This window comes from Delftia sp. 60 (genome assembly GCF_002754395.1).
GTDB classification, from domain to species: domain Bacteria; phylum Pseudomonadota; class Gammaproteobacteria; order Burkholderiales; family Burkholderiaceae_C; genus Comamonas; species Comamonas acidovorans.
Window position 1 is genome coordinate 5,779,218 of the sequence record NZ_PEFD01000001.1, and the last position, 17,255, is coordinate 5,796,472.

17 protein-coding genes and 1 tRNA gene are annotated in these 17,255 nt (G+C 62.5%); 8 read left to right on the forward strand and 10 right to left on the reverse strand.

All coding sequences use genetic code 11. The features are described 5' to 3' along the window. The first annotated feature begins 2 nt into the window (after positions 1–2). The 6 genes from pilB (at position 3) to CLV01_RS26060 (ending at position 5,646) form a co-directional block, all read left to right on the forward strand. Positions 3–1,745 (forward strand): type IV-A pilus assembly ATPase PilB, encoded by a 1,743-nt coding sequence (pilB, locus tag CLV01_RS26035; protein WP_099732890.1) that lies wholly within the window; start codon positions 3–5, stop codon positions 1,743–1,745. Positions 1,746–1,783: 38 nt separating this feature from the next. Then, positions 1,784–3,001, forward strand: a complete 1,218-nt coding sequence (locus CLV01_RS26040; RefSeq protein WP_099732889.1) for a type II secretion system F family protein — start codon at positions 1,784–1,786, stop codon at positions 2,999–3,001. After that, the gene (locus CLV01_RS26045; protein WP_099732888.1) at positions 3,001–3,888 is read left to right on the forward strand and encodes a prepilin peptidase; all 888 of its coding nucleotides are present in this window, start codon (positions 3,001–3,003) and stop codon (positions 3,886–3,888) included. The genes CLV01_RS26040 and CLV01_RS26045 overlap by 1 nt, the downstream gene beginning before the upstream one ends. A gap of 14 nt (positions 3,889–3,902) precedes the next feature. Continuing rightward, positions 3,903–4,547, forward strand: a complete 645-nt coding sequence (gene coaE / locus CLV01_RS26050) for a dephospho-CoA kinase (protein ID WP_099732887.1) — start codon at positions 3,903–3,905, stop codon at positions 4,545–4,547. An 89-nt stretch (positions 4,548–4,636) separates the two neighbouring features. Continuing rightward, positions 4,637–5,392, forward strand: a complete 756-nt coding sequence (zapD, locus tag CLV01_RS26055; RefSeq protein WP_012207290.1) for a cell division protein ZapD — start codon at positions 4,637–4,639, stop codon at positions 5,390–5,392. A gap of 17 nt (positions 5,393–5,409) precedes the next feature. Next, on the forward strand, positions 5,410–5,646 hold the full coding sequence (locus CLV01_RS26060; RefSeq protein WP_085930583.1) for a DNA gyrase inhibitor YacG: 237 nt from the start codon (positions 5,410–5,412) through the stop codon (positions 5,644–5,646). 10 nt (positions 5,647–5,656) lie between these two features. Here the strand turns inward: CLV01_RS26060 and CLV01_RS26065 are convergent, their stop codons facing one another. The 4 genes from CLV01_RS26065 to secA all read right to left on the reverse strand — a co-directional run bounded on the left by CLV01_RS26065 (position 5,657) and on the right by secA (position 11,594). Next, positions 5,657–6,175: a (deoxy)nucleoside triphosphate pyrophosphohydrolase gene (locus CLV01_RS26065; protein ID WP_099732886.1), complete on the reverse strand. Its 519-nt coding sequence runs from the start codon at positions 6,173–6,175 to the stop codon at positions 5,657–5,659. A gap of 50 nt (positions 6,176–6,225) precedes the next feature. Next, complete coding sequence (locus CLV01_RS26070; RefSeq protein ID WP_099732885.1) at positions 6,226–7,182, reverse strand: ATP-binding protein; 957 nt, start codon at positions 7,180–7,182, stop codon at positions 6,226–6,228. A gap of 165 nt (positions 7,183–7,347) precedes the next feature. Further along, the gene (gene argJ, locus CLV01_RS26075; protein ID WP_099732884.1) at positions 7,348–8,580 is read right to left on the reverse strand and encodes a bifunctional glutamate N-acetyltransferase/amino-acid acetyltransferase ArgJ; all 1,233 of its coding nucleotides are present in this window, start codon (positions 8,578–8,580) and stop codon (positions 7,348–7,350) included. 266 nt (positions 8,581–8,846) lie between these two features. Beyond that, on the reverse strand, positions 8,847–11,594 hold the full coding sequence (gene secA / locus CLV01_RS26080) for a preprotein translocase subunit SecA (protein ID WP_013800813.1): 2,748 nt from the start codon (positions 11,592–11,594) through the stop codon (positions 8,847–8,849). Between the two features lie 311 nt (positions 11,595–11,905). On the opposite strand from secA, the gene CLV01_RS26085 reads away from it, so the two are divergent. After that, entirely contained in the window at positions 11,906–12,211 is a 306-nt protein-coding gene (locus CLV01_RS26085; protein WP_034396930.1) for a hypothetical protein, read from the forward strand. Between the two features lie 70 nt (positions 12,212–12,281). Here the strand turns inward: CLV01_RS26085 and CLV01_RS26090 are convergent. The 6 genes from CLV01_RS26090 to petA all read right to left on the reverse strand — a co-directional run bounded on the left by CLV01_RS26090 (position 12,282) and on the right by petA (position 16,602). After that, positions 12,282–12,357 (reverse strand) — tRNA-Thr (locus CLV01_RS26090). Between the two features lie 98 nt (positions 12,358–12,455). Continuing rightward, positions 12,456–12,986: a ClpXP protease specificity-enhancing factor gene (locus CLV01_RS26095; protein WP_065345739.1), complete on the reverse strand. Its 531-nt coding sequence runs from the start codon at positions 12,984–12,986 to the stop codon at positions 12,456–12,458. 101 nt (positions 12,987–13,087) lie between these two features. Then, positions 13,088–13,699, reverse strand: coding sequence for a glutathione S-transferase N-terminal domain-containing protein (locus CLV01_RS26100; RefSeq protein ID WP_012207298.1), 612 nt, complete (start codon positions 13,697–13,699; stop codon positions 13,088–13,090). Positions 13,700–13,802: 103 nt separating this feature from the next. Beyond that, positions 13,803–14,558 (reverse strand): cytochrome c1, encoded by a 756-nt coding sequence (locus CLV01_RS26105; protein ID WP_012207299.1) that lies wholly within the window; start codon positions 14,556–14,558, stop codon positions 13,803–13,805. 17 nt (positions 14,559–14,575) lie between these two features. Further along, complete coding sequence (locus tag CLV01_RS26110) at positions 14,576–15,991, reverse strand: cytochrome b (RefSeq protein WP_013800811.1); 1,416 nt, start codon at positions 15,989–15,991, stop codon at positions 14,576–14,578. A 14-nt stretch (positions 15,992–16,005) separates the two neighbouring features. After that, positions 16,006–16,602: a ubiquinol-cytochrome c reductase iron-sulfur subunit gene (gene petA, locus CLV01_RS26115; RefSeq protein ID WP_012207301.1), complete on the reverse strand. Its 597-nt coding sequence runs from the start codon at positions 16,600–16,602 to the stop codon at positions 16,006–16,008. Between the two features lie 149 nt (positions 16,603–16,751). Here petA and mscL point away from each other — a divergent pair, with 149 nt between their 5' ends. Further along, positions 16,752–17,180 carry a large conductance mechanosensitive channel protein MscL gene (gene mscL, locus CLV01_RS26120; protein ID WP_012207302.1) on the forward strand — a complete coding sequence of 143 codons (429 nt, stop codon included), beginning with the start codon at positions 16,752–16,754 and terminating at the stop codon, positions 17,178–17,180. Positions 17,181–17,255 lie beyond the last annotated feature (75 nt).

Genomic DNA, 17,255 nt, shown 5'->3' on the forward strand with positions numbered 1-17,255 from the left:
ACATGGCTGTTGCTGACTCCTCGCTCAAGAATGCTTCCGCTGTTGCATCGCTTCCCGGCATCGGGCGAGCCCTGATATCAGCAGGCAAGGTATCGCAGCAGGCAGCGGAAGCCGCCGCCAGCAAGGCCGGCACCAACCGCACCTCGTTCATTGCCGAGTTGAGCAACGCGGGCATCCTCTCGGCCCTGGAAGTGGCCGAGACGGTCTCAACCATGTTCAGCGCGCCACTGCTCGATCTAGATGCCATCAACGCCGCGCGCCTGCCGCACGAGTTGCTGGACGCCAAGATCATCAGCTCCTATCGCGTCCTCCCCTTGAGCAAGCGCGGCAACCGCATCACGGTGGCCACGGCCGACCCGACACAGCAGGAAGCTGCAGAGCAGATCAAGTTCACCACCCAGCTAGGCGTGGATTGGATCATCGTCGAGGCCGACAAGCTGGAACGCCTGATAGCTCAGCAGAGCAAAAGCGCCAGCGAAGCCATGGAGAGCTACAGCGGGGGCGGCGATTTCGAGTTTGGCGACCTCAAGCCCGACGAGGTTGCCGAGGAGAAAGACAACACGGCGGCAGCGGACGTCGAGGACGCGCCCATCGTCAAGTTCCTGCACAAAATGCTGCTCGACGCCTTCAACATGCGCGCGTCGGACCTGCATTTCGAGCCCTACGAACATCAATATCGCGTACGCTTCCGCATTGACGGCGAGTTGCGCGAAATCGCATCACCGCCCATTGCCATAAAGGAGAAGTTGGCCTCGCGCATCAAGGTGATCTCGCGCCTGGACATCTCGGAAAAACGTGTTCCTCAAGATGGCCGCATGAAGCTCAAGGTCGGCCCGGACCGCGTCATCGATTTTCGCGTGAGCACCCTGCCCACGCTCTTTGGCGAGAAGATCGTGATCCGTATCCTTGACCCGAGCTCGGCCAAGATGGGCATTGATGCCCTGGGCTACGAACCCGAGGAAAAGGCACGTCTGATCGAAGCCATCGGGCGCCCCTACGGAATGATTCTGGTGACAGGCCCCACGGGCTCGGGCAAGACGGTGTCGCTGTACACCTGCCTGAACATGCTGAACAAGGCCGGGGTGAACATCGCGACGGCAGAAGACCCCTCGGAAATCAACCTGCCCGGCGTCAACCAGGTCAATGTGAACGAAAAGGCGGGCCTTACCTTTGCGACGGCGCTCAAGGCCTTTCTGCGCCAGGATCCCGACATCATCATGGTCGGTGAAATCCGCGACCTGGAAACCGCCGACATCTCGATCAAGGCCGCACAGACCGGCCACTTGGTGCTGTCCACGCTGCACACCAACGATGCACCGACCACGTTGACGCGCATGCGCAACATGGGCATTGCCCCTTTCAACATCGCATCGAGCGTGATTCTGATCACCGCCCAGCGGCTGGCCAGGCGCCTGTGCCCCCAGTGCAAGGAGCCTGCGGATATCCCGCGGGAGGCGCTGCTGGAGGCGGGCTATGAAGAGGCGGACATTGATGGCAGCTGGGTCACCTACAAGCCCGTGGGCTGCCAGGCATGCAACAACGGCTACAAGGGACGCGTCGGCATCTACCAGGTGATGCCGATCAGCGAGGAAATCCAGCGCATCATCCTGCAGGACGGCAGCGCGCTGGAGATCGCGGCACAGGCCAAGCGTGAAGGCGTCCGGTCTCTGCGCGGATCCGGACTGCACAAGGCCAGACTAGGACTGACCTCGCTCGAAGAAGTGCTGGCAGTCACCAATGAGTAAATAGCGCGGACAGCGCAGACAACAAAAGAGGGAGCACGATGGCCACAGCCGCGTCCAAGGGAATCAAGGAATTTGTCTTTGAATGGGAGGGCAAGGATCGCAACGGCAAGATCGTCCGCGGCGAAACCCGGGCCGGGGGCATCAATCAGGTCCAGGCCATGCTGCGCCGTCAGGGCGTGCTTCCCAGCAAGATCAAGAAGCGCCGTACGCGCGGCGGCAAGAAGATCAAGCCCAAGGACATCGCGCTGTTCACGCGCCAGATGGCCACGATGATGAAGGCCGGCGTCCCTCTGCTACAGGCCTTCGACATCGTCGGGCGCGGCAACACCAACCCCAGTGTGACGCGCCTGCTGGCCGATATCCGCTCCGACGTGGAGACCGGCACCTCACTGAATGCGGCCTATCGCAAGCACCCCCTTTACTTCGACAGCCTCTACTGCAATCTGGTGGAGGCAGGCGAAGCTGCCGGTATCCTGGAAGCCCTGCTGGACCGCCTGGCCACCTACATGGAGAAGACCGAAGCCATCAAGTCCAAAATCAAGTCGGCGTTGATGTATCCGATTTCGGTGGTCGTTGTGGCCTTCATCGTCGTGACCATCATCATGCTTTTCGTGATCCCGGCCTTCAAGGACGTGTTCAGCTCGTTCGGTGCGGATCTGCCGGCCCCGACTCTGTTCGTGATGGGTGTCAGCGACATCTTTGTCCAATGGTGGTGGGTAATCTTCGGCGTGATCGGAGGCGGCTTCTACTTCTTCATGCAGGCCTGGAAGCGCAATGAGCGCATGCAGCAGTTCATGGATCGTGCAATGTTGAAGATACCGGTCTTTGGCGCATTGATCGAAAAGTCCTGCGTTGCACGCTGGACGCGCACGCTGTCGACCATGTTTGCTGCAGGCGTTCCGCTGGTCGAAGCACTGGATTCCGTCGGCGGCGCCTCCGGAAATGCCATCTACGCCAATGCCACCGAGAAGATCCAGCAGGAAGTCTCCACCGGCACCAGCCTCACGGTGGCCATGACCAATGCCAACGTCTTTCCCTCCATGGTGCTGCAGATGTGCGCCATCGGCGAGGAATCCGGCTCCATCGACCACATGCTTGGCAAGGCAGCCGATTTCTACGAGGAAGAGGTCGATGACATGGTGGCTGGCCTGTCCAGCCTGATGGAGCCCATCATCATTGTTTTCCTGGGCACCCTCATCGGCGGCATCGTGGTTTCGATGTATCTGCCCATCTTCAAGCTGGGTCAGGTGGTCTGATGGTTTTGGAACTCTGGATGCAGGCTGCATTGGGCGGCCTGCTGGGCCTGTTGGTCGGCAGCTTTCTCAACGTGGTGGTGCACAGGCTGCCACGCATGATGGAACAGCAATGGAATGCGGAATGCGCCCAATGGGCGCAGGAGCAATCCGGCGCCGCACCTCCATCTGCTGCCGCGACTGACCCTGCCGAGGCTCCCCTGAGCCTGAGCCGCCCCCGCTCGCGCTGCCCGCATTGCGGCCATGCCATCCACTGGTACGAGAACATTCCCGTGCTCAGCTATCTGGCGCTGCGGGGCCGGTGCTCGGAATGCAAGGCATCGATCAGCATCCGCTACCCGCTGGTGGAACTGGCCTGCGCCGCGCTATTCGCCTACTGCACGATGCAATGGGGCATCACGCCCACGGGCGCCATCTGGTGCCTGTTCAGCGCCGCCTTGCTGAGCCTGGCATTGATCGACTGGGATACCACACTGCTCCCCGACGACATCACCCTGCCCTTGCTGTGGGCCGGGCTGCTTTCATCGGCACTGCACTGGACCACCGTGTCTCTGGCCGACGCGGTCTGGGGTGCCGCAGCGGGCTATCTCTCGCTGTGGCTGGTCTACTGGGCCTTCAAACTGGTCACCGGCAAGGAAGGCATGGGCTACGGCGACTTCAAGCTGTTTGCCGCGCTGGGGGCCTGGTTTGGCTGGCAGGCTCTTGTGCCCATCATCCTGATCTCGTCCGTGATTGGCGCCATCGTGGGCATTGCGCTGAAGATCAACAGCCGCCTGCGCGAAGGTGGCTATGTTCCCTTCGGCCCCTTTCTTGCGGGCGCCGGCTTTGCCGCCATGGTGTTCGGACCTCAGCAGATGCTGCAATCCCTGTTGGCGGCCATCGGTCTTTGATCCGACACTGCGGCATGGAATCCAGCAACGCCCCGCCACCACGTCCGCACCCGCGCCCTTTCCGGCTGGGCCTGACCGGCGGCATCGGCAGCGGCAAGAGCACCGTGGCCGCACAGCTTGCCTTGCGCGGAGCAAGCATCATCGATGCAGACCAGATCTCGCGCAGCCTCACCGCCCCGGCAGGTGCCGCATTGCCCGAGATTGCACGCATCTTCGGACCTGAACTGATCGATGCGAACGGTGCTCTGGACCGTGCGCGCATGCGCGAACTGGTCTTCCAGCAGCCTGCCGCACGCCAGCAGCTGGAAGCCATCATCCACCCCCTGGTGGCTCGGCAAACGGCCCTTGAAGTCCAGCAGGCCACCGATGGCGGATGCGCGCTCATCGTGCATGACATCCCGCTGCTTGTGGAGTCCGGCCGCTGGCCTGCCCTGCTCAATGCCGTGCTGGTCGTGGACTGCCGCACGGAAACACAGATCGCACGCGTCATGGCCCGCAACGGATTGCCCCGCGATGCCGTGCAAGCCATCATCGCCGCCCAGGCCACCCGCGCGGCACGGCTGGCGGCAGCCGACTGGGTGCTCTACAACGACGAAGCCATGACGATAGAGGCTTTGCGCGCATGCAGCGATCGAATCTCGGCATGGTTCGGGCTATGATGCACGCCATGGCTTGGCCTGTGCGTGTAATTCAGCATGTGCACGACGTAGACAGCTGATTCCTGAGCACCCCGAGGAGCCCAGCAAGCGTGATCCTGTACGAATATCCTTTCAATGAGCGCCTGAGGACCTATCTCAGGCTGGAGCAGCTGTATCGCCGCCTGGGCGAGCTGCTGTCGCGCGCTCATTCCATCGATCACCATTTCGCGCTGGTCACCATCTTCGAGATCATGGATGTGGCAGCACGCACCGACTTGAAGACGGACGTGCTCAAGGACCTCGAACGCCACAAGAGCCTGCTCGACAGCCTGCGCGGCAACCCCGATATCGCCGAGCACATGCTCGACCAGGTGTCCCGCCATGTGGAGCAGTGCTTTGCCCAGCTCAATGCCCAGAACGGAAAGGCCGGCCAGTCCCTGACCGACAACGAATGGCTGATGGCCGTGCGCAGCCGCATCGGCATCCCTGGCGGCACCTGCGGTTTCGATTTGCCGGCCTATCACGCCTGGCAGTTCCATGACCCCCAGGTGCGACTGCGTGATCTGGAGGACTGGGCCAGCACACTGACCCCGCTGGGTCAGTCGCTGCAGCTGCTGCTCAAGATGCTGCGCGAAACCGGCGTGCCGCAATGGGTGGCCGCAGAAAAGGGCGTGTTCCAGCAGGCCATGCCGCCCGGTCGCAGCTTTCAGCTGCTGCGCCTTCGCATAGACCCGGCATTGAATCTTGTTCCGGAAATCAGCGGCAACCGCCTGCTGGTTTCAGTGCGCCTGCTTCGCCCCGAGAGCGGCGCCAAACCCCAGCCTTGCAGCGAAGATGCCTCGTTCGAGGTCACGCTTTGCAGCTGATGGAAAAGACTGCCGGCATGTCCACGAAAGCCACGCACTCTGTCGATGCATCATCCGCATCCGCAGGGCCCACGGTGCGCTGCCCGACCTGCAGCGGCCCCAGCCTGTTCGCGCCGGCCAACCGCTTTCGGCCCTTTTGCAGCGAGCGCTGCTACCAGATCGACCTGGGCGCCTGGGCCAACGAGGAATTCCGCGTGCCTGCGCCCATGCCTCCCGAGGATTCGCCCTTCGGCGATCCTCGTACTGAACCCTGATCAGGCCTGATCAGACTTTCGGTTGGCCTGCCTCGTAGAAGCCGGCATCAAAAGGCAGCCCGCGTTCCTCGCTGAGCCATTGCAGCACCGGATAGGCGCCAGGCAGCACCGGCTGCACCTGCAGCGGAAGTTGCTGCCAGGCCATCTGCTGGCCTTCTCGCATCTCGAACTCCCCGCTCCAACGCGTGATCTTGCACCAGTGCAGGCGCACCAGGGCATGCGGATAGTCATGCTCGGTCACCTTCCAGACGGGGGCTGCTGCGATCTCGACGCCCAGCTCTTCCTGAAGCTCGCGACGCAATGCCTGATCCACGGTCTCGCCGGCTTCAATCTTCCCACCAGGGAACTCCCAATAGCCGGCATAGGGCTTGCCCGGCGGCCGGCTGGTGATCAGCAGCGCACCATCGGACTCGCGCAGGAGCACGCCAACGGCGACTTCTGTGTGCTTGCGCTGGGCCGGCGCTTGAGACGGCGTTTGAGACTGGGCAGCATCGGCGCCGGTGTTCAGGGAGATTTCTTTTTCAGTCACTTGATCTTTCGCAAAAAACCGCCCGACCCCAAGGCCAGGCAGCAGGCTTGTCAGAGCTCGGCCTCTTCGGCCAGCCCATGGACATCGGCGATGCCGGTCTGGCGCTGGTTCGGGCGCTCGGCGCGGCCCGCATAGTCACGGGCGAACTGATGGGCCACGCGGCCGCTGCGCGAGCCTCGTTCCAGCGCCCAAACCAGGGCCTCAGGACGCGCGGCCTCGATCGTGGCCTGGTCCAGTCCCAGGGCCTCCAGCCATTGCGCCACCACGCGCAGGTACTCGTCCTGGCTGAAGGGATAGAAGCTCACCCACAGGCCGAAGCGCTCGGACAGCGAGATCTTTTCCTCAATCACCTCGCCGGGATGCAGCTCGCCATCCTCGCCGCGCTGGTAGGTCAGATTCTCGGACTGGTACTCCGGCAGCAGGTGGCGGCGATTGCTGGTCGCATAGACCAGCACGTTCGGGCTGGCGGCGCTGACCGATCCATCCAGAATGGACTTCAGGGCCTTGTAGCCAGGCTCGCCTTCCTCAAAGCTCAGGTCGTCGCAATAGATGATGAACTTCTCGGGCCGGCCGGCCACCACATCGACGATGTCGGGCAGGTCGGTCAGATCGGCCTTGTCCACTTCGATCAGGCGCAGGCCCTGCGACGCAAAGGCATGCAGGCAGGCACGGATCAGCGAGGATTTGCCCGTGCCGCGCGCGCCGGTGAGCAGCACGTTGTTGGCCGTGCGGCCGGCCACGAACTGCTCGGTGTTGCGCGCGATCTTGTCCTTTTGCACGTCGATGTTCTGCAGGTCGGACAGTTGCATGGCGCCGACGTGGCGCACGGGCTCCAGCAGGCCGCAGCCATTGGCGCGCTTGCGATAGCGCCAGGCGATCGCGGTGTTCCAGTCTGCGGGGGATTGCAGCGGTTGGGGCAGGATGGCCTCGATGCGCTGCATCAGCTGCTCGGCGCGCTGCACGAGTTGCAGCAAGGGGGCGGCGACGGCTTCTGTGGGCAATGTCATGGATTTCTCTCGAATACGGATCTCACGGCCACCGACGCTGGATATGCCCGGGAATCGAGATGGATCTCATGCCAACGCCAGAGCTTTTGCGCGCCGGCCGCCATTGAAAGCTGGCAGCAGCCAGGCACAAGGCCTGCGGCTGCCGGCGGCACGGTGGGTGGAGAGTCAGGAGCGGTAGTCGGCGTTGATGCTCACGTAGTCGTGGCTCAGATCGCAGGTCCACACGGTCTGCTCGGCCTCCCCTCGGCCCAGTAGCACGCGCACGATGATCTCCTGCTGCTTCATCACGCGCTGGCCGTCTTCCTCCTGATAGGCAGGATTGCGGCCGCCATTGACTGCGACATGCACATCGTTCAGGTACAGGTCGATCTTGGTCTGGTCCAGATCGTCGATGCTAGCATAGCCCACCGCCGCGAGGATGCGGCCCAGGTTCGGGTCGCTGGCAAAGAACGCCGTCTTGACCAGGGGCGAATGCGCGATGGAGTAGGCCACCAGGCGGCACTCGGCCTCGGTCTTGCCACCTTCCACCTTGACGGTGATGAACTTGGTGGCACCTTCGCCATCGCGCACGATGGCCTGGGCCAGCAAACGCGACACATCCAGCAATGCAGCCTTCAGGGCCTGGCCTTCGGCGCTGGTCAGCGAAGTGATCTGCGCATTGCCGGCCTTGTGCGTGGCGACCAGCACAAAGGAATCGTTGGTCGATGTGTCGCCGTCGATGGTCACGCGGTTGAACGAGCCGTCGGCCAGTTCCTTGACCAGGGGCTGCAGCAGCTCGGGAGCGATGGCCGCATCGGTGGCCAGAAAGCCCAGCATGGTCGCCATGTTGGGGCGGATCATGCCCGCGCCCTTGCTGATGCCGGTGATGCTCACGCGCTTGCCGCCAATGTCCACGGCCCGGCTGAAGGCCTTGGGCAGGGTGTCGGTGGTCATGATGCCCTCGGCAGCCGTGCCCCAGTTGTCGGCCTTGGCTGCGGCAATGGCAGCCGGCAGGCCGGCTGCAATGCGGTCCACAGGCAGCTCTTCCATGATCACGCCAGTGGAGAACGGCAGGATCTGCTCGGGCTTGAGCTGCAGCAGCGCTGCCAGATCTGCGCAGGTACGGCGCGCACGTGCCAGGCCGTCGACGCCAGTGCCTGCATTGGCATTGCCTGTGTTGATGACCATGGCACGGATGGCGCCCGCTGTCTGAACCAGATGCTCGCGGCTGACCTGCACAGGCGCTGCGCAGAAACGGTTCTGCGTGAACACGCCAGCCACCGAAGCGCCCTCGTCGAGCAGGAACACGGACAGGTCCTTGCGGTTGGCCTTGCGCACACCGGCTTCGGTGACGCCGATGCGAACGCCGTCGATCGCCAACAGGTCGGCGTGCACGGGAGCGGAGAGATTCACAGGCATTGAGGGGCTTCCTACAGTGAAAGAAAAACGCGCTCCATTATCGGAACAAACCAGGGCCGTGCGTATTTCAGAGCATCACAAACACACCCCAATGCAAACACGGGCCGAAGCCCGTGTTGTCTATTGAAGCTTGCTGTGTGCAGTGAACCCCAAAAAAGCACGCCCCAGCTCAGGGACACCAAGGAAGGGCCGCCCCGCACCGAGGGTGTCGTCCCCCTCCCGCGAAGCGAGAGAGGGGGAAGGCGCGAAGCGACTCAGGGGGAGCTTTAGGAAAGCTTGCCGTGGCACTGCTTGTACTTCTTGCCGCTGCCGCAGGGGCAGGGATCATTGCGGCCCACGCGAGCGCCTTCGGGCAGCTCCAGCGGCTCGTCTTCGACGGAGCCACCGATGTCGCCATCCGACGGAGCGCCATAGGTCATGTGCTCCAGGCTGTGGGCGCTGCGCTGCTCCAGGGCCTCGGTGGCCTGCTCCACCTGTTCGCGCGACTGCACCTGCACGGTCATCAGCACGCGCGTGACCTCGGTCTTGACCTGGTCGATGAGCTGGCGGAACAGCTCGAAGGCCTCGCGCTTGTATTCCTGCTTGGGCTGCTTTTGCGCATAGCCGCGCAGGTGGATGCCCTGGCGCAGATAGTCGAGTGCAGACAGGTGGTCACGCCAGTTGGTGTCGAAGCTTTGCAGCAGAACGGCGCGCTGGAATTGCGTGAAGTTCTCACGGCCGATCAGCTCGACCTTGGCATCAAACACTTCGCGGGCGGCCTGCAGCACCTTTTCGAGGATTTCCTCGTCGGTGATGGCGTGCGCGGACTGCACCTGCGACTGCAGCGGCAGCTGGATGCGCCATTCGCTTTCCAGCGCCTTTTCCAGACCGGCCAGGTCCCACTGCTCTTCCATGGACTCGGCAGGAACGTACTGGCGCACCAGATCGGACACCACGTCGTCGCGCATCACCGTGATCATCTCGTACAGGTCCGAGGCGTCGAGGATCTCGTTGCGCTGCTGGTAGATCACCTTGCGCTGGTCGTTGGACACGTCGTCGTATTCGAGCAGCTGCTTGCGGATGTCGAAGTTGCGGGCCTCGACCTTGCGCTGAGCGCCTTCGATGGAGCGGGTCACGATGCCGGCTTCGATGGCTTCGCCATCGGGCATCTTCAGGCGGTCCATGATGGCGCGCACACGGTCGCCCGCGAAGATGCGCATCAGCGCATCGTCCAGGCTCAGGTAAAAGCGCGAGGAGCCGGGATCGCCCTGGCGGCCCGAACGGCCACGCAGCTGGTTGTCGATACGGCGCGATTCATGGCGCTCGGTGGCGATGATGCGCAGGCCACCCAGGGCCGAGACCTTGTCGTGCTCGATCTTCCAGTCGGCGCGCATTTGTTCGATGCGCTGCTGGCGTTCGGCTTCGGACAGGGATTCATCGGCCTCGACAGCAGCCACCTGCTTTTCGATGTTGCCGCCCAGCACGATGTCGGTACCGCGGCCGGCCATGTTGGTGGCGATGGTGATCATGCCGGGACGACCGGCCTGGGCCACGATGTCGGCCTCGCGCTCGTGCTGCTTGGCGTTGAGCACCTGGTGGGGCAGGTTTTCCTTGTTGAGCAGCTCGTCGATGATTTCGGAGTTCTCAATCGAAGTCGTGCCCACCAGCACGGGCTGGCCGCGCTCATGGCATTCACGGATATCGCGGATCGCCGCCTCGTACTTCTCGCGCGTGGTCTTGTAGACACGGTCGAGCTGGTCGTCGCGCTTGCTGGGACGGTTGGGCGGAATCACCATGGTCTCGAGACCATAGATTTCCTGGAATTCGTAGGCCTCGGTATCGGCAGTGCCCGTCATGCCAGCCAGCTTGCCGTAGAGACGGAAGTAGTTCTGGAAGGTGATCGAGGCCATGGTCTGGTTCTCGGCCTGGATGGTCACGCCTTCCTTGGCCTCGACCGCCTGGTGCAGGCCGTCGCTCCAGCGCCGGCCTGCCATCAGGCGGCCCGTGAACTCGTCAACGATGACGATCTCACCGTTCTGCACCACATAGTGCTGGTCACGGTGGTAGAGGTTGTTGGCACGCAGCGCCGCGTAGAGATGGTGGACCAGGGTGATGTTGGCCGGGTCGTACAGCGAGGCGCCCTCAGCAATCATGCCGGCGTGGCCCAGCAGGCGCTCTGCAGCCTCGTAGCCCTGGTCGGTCAGGAACACCTGGTGGCTCTTCTCGTCCACGGTGAAGTCGCCGGGCTTGGTCACGCCTTCGCCGGTGCGCGGGTCGGCCTCGCCTTCCTGGCGCACCAGGTTGGGAACGATCTTGTTCATGGCCACGTACATGGCCGTGTGGTCTTCGGCCTGGCCGCTGATGATCAGCGGCGTGCGGGCCTCATCGATCAGGATGGAGTCCACCTCGTCGACGATGGCGTAGTTGAGCACGCGCTGAACGCGGTCGCCCGACTCGTAGACCATGTTGTCGCGCAGGTAGTCGAAGCCGTATTCGTTGTTGGTGCCGTAGGTGATATCACTGTTGTAGGCGGCCTGCTTTTCCTCGCGCGGCATGTTGGGCAGGTTGATGCCCACCGACAGTCCGAGGAAGTTGTACAGCTTCGCCATCCAGGTCGCATCGCGATTGGCCAGATAGTCGTTCACGGTCACCACGTGCACGCCATTGCCCGACAGTGCGTTCAGGTAGACCGGCAGCGTGGCGGTCAGCGTCTTGCCTTCGCCGGTGCGCATTTCGGCGATCTTGCCGTAGTGCAGCGCCATGCCGCCCAGCAGCTGAACGTCGAAGTGGCGCATCTTCATGACGCGCTTGGAACCCTCGCGCACCACGGCGAAGGCTTCGGGCAGCAGGTCGTCCAGCGACTCGCCCTTGGCCACACGTTCCTTGAACTCCTGCGTCTTTGCACGCAGAGCCTCGTCGCTGAGCTTCTCGTAGTCGGGCTCCATCGCATTGATGCGAACAACCGTCTTGCGGTATTGCTTGAGAAGCCGATCGTTTCGGCTGCCGAATAGTTTGGTGAGGAAGTTGGTGGCCATGCGAAAAAGACACACCGCCGCCCGCTGAAGCGGACTGCGGTGTGCCTGGAATCCCTAGATTGTTGGATTTCAGATGGGGCCGCTCCACCTGCCTGCAAGTGCTCTTCTGAAGAACACATGCGACCGGGCCGAAGCGAGAACCGAACAATTGATTCTAACTGCCTCTGTCCAACCCTCTCTCAGGCAGGCCGACGCATGCAGCCGCACAGCCCCGAACCCGAATCCCCGGACCCGCGCCACCCCGCAGATGCTGCTATAACGACCCTCCGGGCCGGCGCATGCCAACGCTGCCAGTCCAGCCCTTCAAGCCCATGACCTTCACACGCCGCCACCACGCCGTCACCGCCCTGCACGCCGTCGAGAACTCGCCCACGCTGGCGCGGCTCGCACAGCTCACGCGGGACTCCAGCAACCGCCTGACGGCCATCCTGCCCCTGGTGCCGCCGCTGCTGCGCGCCAGCCTTCAGGCAGGACCCATCGAGGGCAGCACCTGGTGCCTGCTGGTGCGAAACAATGCGGCCGCCGCCAAGATCCGCCAGCTGCTGCCCGCCATGGCCGCCCACCTGCGCACCAAGGGATGGGATGTGACCGAGATCCGGCTCAAAGTGCAGGCCTGATCGGCCGGCTGAAACAAACGCGGCCAAAAATGAAGAAAGCAATGAAAAAAGGCCTCCGAAGGAGACCTTTTGGTGCCGGTTGTCGGATTCGAACTGACGACCTACCGCTTACAAGGCGGGTGCTCTACCAACTGAGCTAAACCGGCGAAGCACGAATTCTAGCGCAGAAAAAGACCGCTTCAGCCGTTCCTGGCGCCTGCGAGCCCGCTTGCACGCGTGATCACAGGCCCGGGGTACGAAAAACCTACTTCACCAGCTTCAGCGAGGGCCGCGTGCCCGAGGGCGGCGGCGTGCGCGGGGGCTCTTCATCATCGCCCTCGTTCTGGATACTCACCAGCTGCACCACGCGTTCGTCGGCAGCTGGCTCGGCCGGCACTTCAGCAGCTGCGTCCTGCGACACAGGCTCATCGGATTCCTGCTCGACCGAAACTTCGTTGTCGGCGTCGGCATCCGACTCCGGCGCCGGGAAAGCCATGCCTTGGCCGGTCTCCCGTGCGTAGATGGCCATCACCTGCTCGACAGGCACCATGATTTCGCGTGGCTTGCCGCCGAAGCGGGCCGTGAAGCTGATGAAGTCATTGCCCATCTGCAGGCCGCTGGTGGCGTCGTAGCTGACGTTGAGCACGATCTCGCCGTCGCGCACAAACTCGCGCGGCACCTGCACGTTGCGGTCCACGCGCACTGCGATGTGGGGTGTGAAGCCGTTGTCGGTGCACCACTCGTACAGTGCCCGGATCAGGTAGGGGCGGGTGGAAGTTGCTTCGGGGGCAGTCATGACGATCCCAGGAAAAGAGTGGTCGTAATACGAAAACGGGCAGGATGGCGACCGGTTGACCGCCTTCCCTGCCCGCGCAATCAGTCGTCAACCGATGCGAATTACTTGCGCATCACCTTCTCGGAAGGCGTCAGCGCTTCGATGTAGGCAGGGCGCGAGAAGATGCGCTCGGCGTACTTGAGCAGCGGGGCAGCGTTCTTGGACACCTCGATGCCGTAGTAGTCCAGGCGCCACAGCAGCGGGGCAATGGCCACGTCCAGCATGGAGAAGTTCTCGCCCAGCATGTACTTGTTCTTGAGGAACACGGGAGCCAGTTGCGTCAGGCGGTCGCGGATGTGGGCGCGCGCCTTTTCGATGGCCTTTTCGTTGCCCTTGACGTTGCGCTCCTCGAGCGTGCTCACGTGCACGAACAGTTCCTTCTCGAAGTTCAGCAGGAACAGGCGCACGCGGGCGCGGTCCACCGGGTCGCCGGGCATCAGCTGGGGATGCGGGAAGCGCTCGTCGATGTACTCGTTGATGATGTTCGATTCGTACAGGATCAGGTCGCGCTCGACCAGGATGGGCACCTGGCCGTACGGGTTCATCACGCTGATGTCTTCAGGCTTGCTGAACAGGTCCACATCGCGGATCTCGAAGTCCATGCCTTTTTCGAACAGGACGAAACGGCAACGGTGTGAAAAGGGGCAGGTCGTTCCCGAATAAAGCACCATCATGGTGGAGGCTCCTAAAAATCAAAAAGAGTGGGTCGCTCGCGGCGCCCACTCTGCACACAGTTCAGCCGCGCAATCGCTTGCACGACCTTCTGCAGTCACGGTTTTATTTGACGTCTTTCCAGAACGCGGCGTTGAGGCGCCATGCAATGAAGATGAAGACCGCCAGGAAAAGCAGCACGCCCACGCCAATGCGGATGCGGCTGTTCTGTGCCGGCTCACCCATCCATTGCAGGTAGTTCACCAGATCGCCAACTGCCTGATCGTACTGCACTGGGCTCATGGAGCCGGGAGAGACCTGCTCCCACCCCTTGAAAACCTGGGTCTTCACGCCGTGCTCTTCGGCTTCTTCGAAGATGGCACGGCGCTCGCCCTGCAGTTGCCACAGTGCATGGGGCATGCCCACGCTGGGGAAGGCCAGGTTGTTCCAGCCCGTGGCCTTGGTGTCATCGCGGTAGAAGGTGCGCAGGAAGGTGTAGAGGTAGTCGGCGCCCGTGCCGTTGTGGCCTGCGCGCGAGCGCGCGATCACCGTCAGATCCGGCGGATTGGCTCCGAACCACTCCTTGGCTTCCTTCGGGTTGATGGCCGCCTTCATGGTCTCGCCCACCTTGTCGGTGGTGAACAGCAGGTTGTCCTTGATTTCCTGCTCGGTCAGTCCGATGTCCTGCAGCCGGTTGAAGCGCATGAATGCAGCCGAGTGGCAGCTCAGGCAGTAGTTGACGAACAGCTTGGCGCCGTTTTGCAACGATGCCGTGTCATTGGTCTTGCCCGGGGCCTTGTCCCAGGCGATGCCGCCTTCGGAAGCCTGTGCACCGGTCATGATGCCCAGGGCCGCGATCAACGTGAGAATCAGTTTCTTCATTGTTGTTCTCTCCAGCTTCAGTGCGGCTTGAACGTCACACGATCGGGAACGGGTTTGGTCTTGCCCAGGCGGCTCCACCAGGGCATCAGCAGGAAGAAGCCGAAGTAGAACAGCGTTCCGACCTGGGACACGCGCTCGCCGATGGGCGAAGGCGGCTGCACACCGAGATAGGCCAGGATCACGAAGTTGATCACGAAGATGCCGTAGAGGTACTTGTGCCAGCTCGGACGATAGCGGATGGACTTGACCGGGCTGCAATCGAGCCAGGGCAGCGCGAACAGGATGATCACGGCGCCACCCATCACCAGCACGCCCCAGAACTTGGCGTCGATGGACAGCATCATGGCGATGACGCCCAGGGCCACGATGGCGACCACGCCCTTGACGGCGGCCGGCAGGCGCGACTTGAGCACGCCAAAGCCCGCACCCAGCAACACGCAGGCGATCAGCACATACATCATCTCGCTGGTGATGGCACGCAGCATCGAGTAGAACGGCGTGAAGTACCAGACCGGCGCAATGTGCGAAGGCGTCTTCAGCGGATCGGCCGGAATGAAGTTGTTGTACTCCAGGAAGTAGCCGCCGAACTCGGGCGCGAAGAACACCACGGCCGAGAACAGGAACAGGAACACCGTCACGCCGAAGATGTCGTGCACCGTGTAGTAGGGATGGAAGGGGATGCCATCCAGCGGATGACCCTTGGCGTCCTTGGGCGCGTTGGGGCCCTTGATCTCGATGCCGTCCGGATTGTTGGAGCCCACGTCGTGCAGCGCCAGCAAGTGGGCCACGACCAGGCCCAGCAGCACCAGGGGCACGGCGATCACGTGGAAGCTGAAGAAGCGGTTGAGCGTGGCATCGCCCACCACATAGTCACCACGGATCAGCAGCGCCAGGTCCGGGCCGATGAAGGGGATCGCCGAGAACAGGTTCACGATCACCTGGGCGCCCCAGTACGACATCTGGCCCCAGGGCAGCAGGTAGCCCATGAAGGCCTCGGCCATCAGCACCAGGAAGATGGCGCAGCCGAAGATCCAGACCAGTTCACGCGGCTTGCGGTACGAACCGTACAGAAGGCCGCGGAACATGTGCAGATAGACGACGACGAAGAAGGCCGACGCGCCCGTGGAGTGCATGTAGCGGATCAGCCAGCCCCAGGGCACATCGCGCATGATGTACTCGACCGAGGCGAACGCCTTCTCGGCGTCCGGCTTGTAGTGCATCACCAGGAAGATGCCGGTGACGATCTGGATCACCAGCACCAGCAGCGCCAGCGAGCCGAAGATGTACCAGAAGTTGAAGTTCTTCGGAGCGTAGTACTCCGACATGTGCACACGGTAGGCGTCGAAAGCCGTTGGAAAACGGTTCTCGAACCAGTTCGTGAGCTTGGCGCCCGCAGGCGCGTTCGGATCGATGTCCTTGAATTCGTGGGCCATTGTTCTTGTCTCCCTCAAGCCTTGTCTTCACCGATGAGGAGCTTGGTCTCCGACAGGTACATGTGCGGTGGCACCTGCAGGTTGTCGGGGGCCGGCTTGTTCTTGAAGACACGGCCAGCCATGTCAAAGGTCGAGCCATGGCAGGGGCACAGGAAGCCGCCCTTCCAGTCATTGGGCAGCGAAGGCTGCGCGCCGGGCTGGAACTTGTCGGAAGGCGAGCAGCCCAGGTGCGTGCAGATGCCGACGACGACCAGCACTTCGGGCTTGATCGAGCGGGCTTCATTCATCGCGTAGGGCGGCGTGAACTCTTCAGGGTGGCGCTTGGACTGGGGATCGGCCAGCTGGCTGTCCAGCTCGGGCAGTTCCTTGATCTGTTCCGGCGTGCGCTTGATGATCCAGACTGGCTTGCCGCGCCACTCGACCGTGAGCTTCTCGCCGTCCTTGAGTGCGGAGATATCGACCTCCACTGCAGCCCCGGCGGCCTTGGCCTTCTCGGATGGCTGGAAGGTGCTCACGAACGGGACGGCTGTCGCCACGCCGCCCACCGCGCCAGCACACGCCGACGTGATGATCCACGTCCGCTTGCTGGAGTCGATTGGAGTGTCACTCATGGGGTTCCTCGAACTACGTCGCTTGAGTTGGGGTCAACAATAAATTGTAGCGGGGCGAGTATGGTTATTCCATACCGACTCCGACATTGACAGGCTCCAAAGCCGCGCAATACTGCGCTATCTCAAACTCTTTCCAGATGGAGCCAGCCATGGGCATGATGCAGGAATTTCGTGAGTTCGCAGTTAAGGGAAACGTGGTAGATCTCGCCGTGGGCGTCATCATCGGCGGAGCGTTTGGCAAAATCGTCGATTCCGTGGTAAACGACCTGATCATGCCGGTCGTTGGCCTGGTTTTCGGCAAGCTGGACTTCTCCAATCTGTTCGTCGTGCTGGGCAGCGTGCCCCCCGGAACAGCGATGACGCTCGATGCCCTCAAGAAGGCCGGCGTCCCCGTATTTGCCTATGGGAACTTCATCACGGTGGCGGTGAATTTCATCATCCTGGCCTTCATCATTTTCATGATGGTCAAGCAGATCAACCGCCTGCGCCGCGAGGCCCCGGCCGCCCCCGCGCCGGCTCCCGTCACACCTGAAGACATCGTGCTGCTGCGCGAGATTCGCGACAGCCTCAAGCGCTGAAATTCGTGTTTTGACGCAAATCAAAACGCCCGTGGCATGGTTGCCACGGGCGTTTTCCATTACTGCAGACTCCCG

What these genes read in the sequence shown, in the direction of transcription:
- pilB (WP_099732890.1), top strand. Translation starts at nt 3, where the DNA reads ATGGCTGTTGCTGACTCCTCGCTCAAGAATGCTTCCGCTGTTGCATCG.
- CLV01_RS26040 (WP_099732889.1), top strand. Translation starts at nt 1,784, where the DNA reads ATGGCCACAGCCGCGTCCAAGGGAATCAAGGAATTTGTCTTTGAATGG.
- CLV01_RS26045 (WP_099732888.1), top strand. Translation starts at nt 3,001, where the DNA reads ATGGTTTTGGAACTCTGGATGCAGGCTGCATTGGGCGGCCTGCTGGGC.
- coaE (WP_099732887.1), top strand. Translation starts at nt 3,903, where the DNA reads ATGGAATCCAGCAACGCCCCGCCACCACGTCCGCACCCGCGCCCTTTC.
- CLV01_RS26060 (WP_085930583.1), top strand. Translation starts at nt 5,410, where the DNA reads ATGTCCACGAAAGCCACGCACTCTGTCGATGCATCATCCGCATCCGCA.
- CLV01_RS26070 (WP_099732885.1), bottom strand. Translation starts at nt 7,182, where the DNA reads ATGACATTGCCCACAGAAGCCGTCGCCGCCCCCTTGCTGCAACTCGTG.
- argJ (WP_099732884.1), bottom strand. Translation starts at nt 8,580, where the DNA reads ATGCCTGTGAATCTCTCCGCTCCCGTGCACGCCGACCTGTTGGCGATC.
- secA (WP_013800813.1), bottom strand. Translation starts at nt 11,594, where the DNA reads ATGGCCACCAACTTCCTCACCAAACTATTCGGCAGCCGAAACGATCGG.
- CLV01_RS26085 (WP_034396930.1), top strand. Translation starts at nt 11,906, where the DNA reads ATGACCTTCACACGCCGCCACCACGCCGTCACCGCCCTGCACGCCGTC.
- CLV01_RS26095 (WP_065345739.1), bottom strand. Translation starts at nt 12,986, where the DNA reads ATGACTGCCCCCGAAGCAACTTCCACCCGCCCCTACCTGATCCGGGCA.
- CLV01_RS26100 (WP_012207298.1), bottom strand. Translation starts at nt 13,699, where the DNA reads ATGATGGTGCTTTATTCGGGAACGACCTGCCCCTTTTCACACCGTTGC.
- CLV01_RS26105 (WP_012207299.1), bottom strand. Translation starts at nt 14,558, where the DNA reads ATGAAGAAACTGATTCTCACGTTGATCGCGGCCCTGGGCATCATGACC.
- CLV01_RS26110 (WP_013800811.1), bottom strand. Translation starts at nt 15,991, where the DNA reads ATGGCCCACGAATTCAAGGACATCGATCCGAACGCGCCTGCGGGCGCC.
- petA (WP_012207301.1), bottom strand. Translation starts at nt 16,602, where the DNA reads ATGAGTGACACTCCAATCGACTCCAGCAAGCGGACGTGGATCATCACG.
- mscL (WP_012207302.1), top strand. Translation starts at nt 16,752, where the DNA reads ATGGGCATGATGCAGGAATTTCGTGAGTTCGCAGTTAAGGGAAACGTG.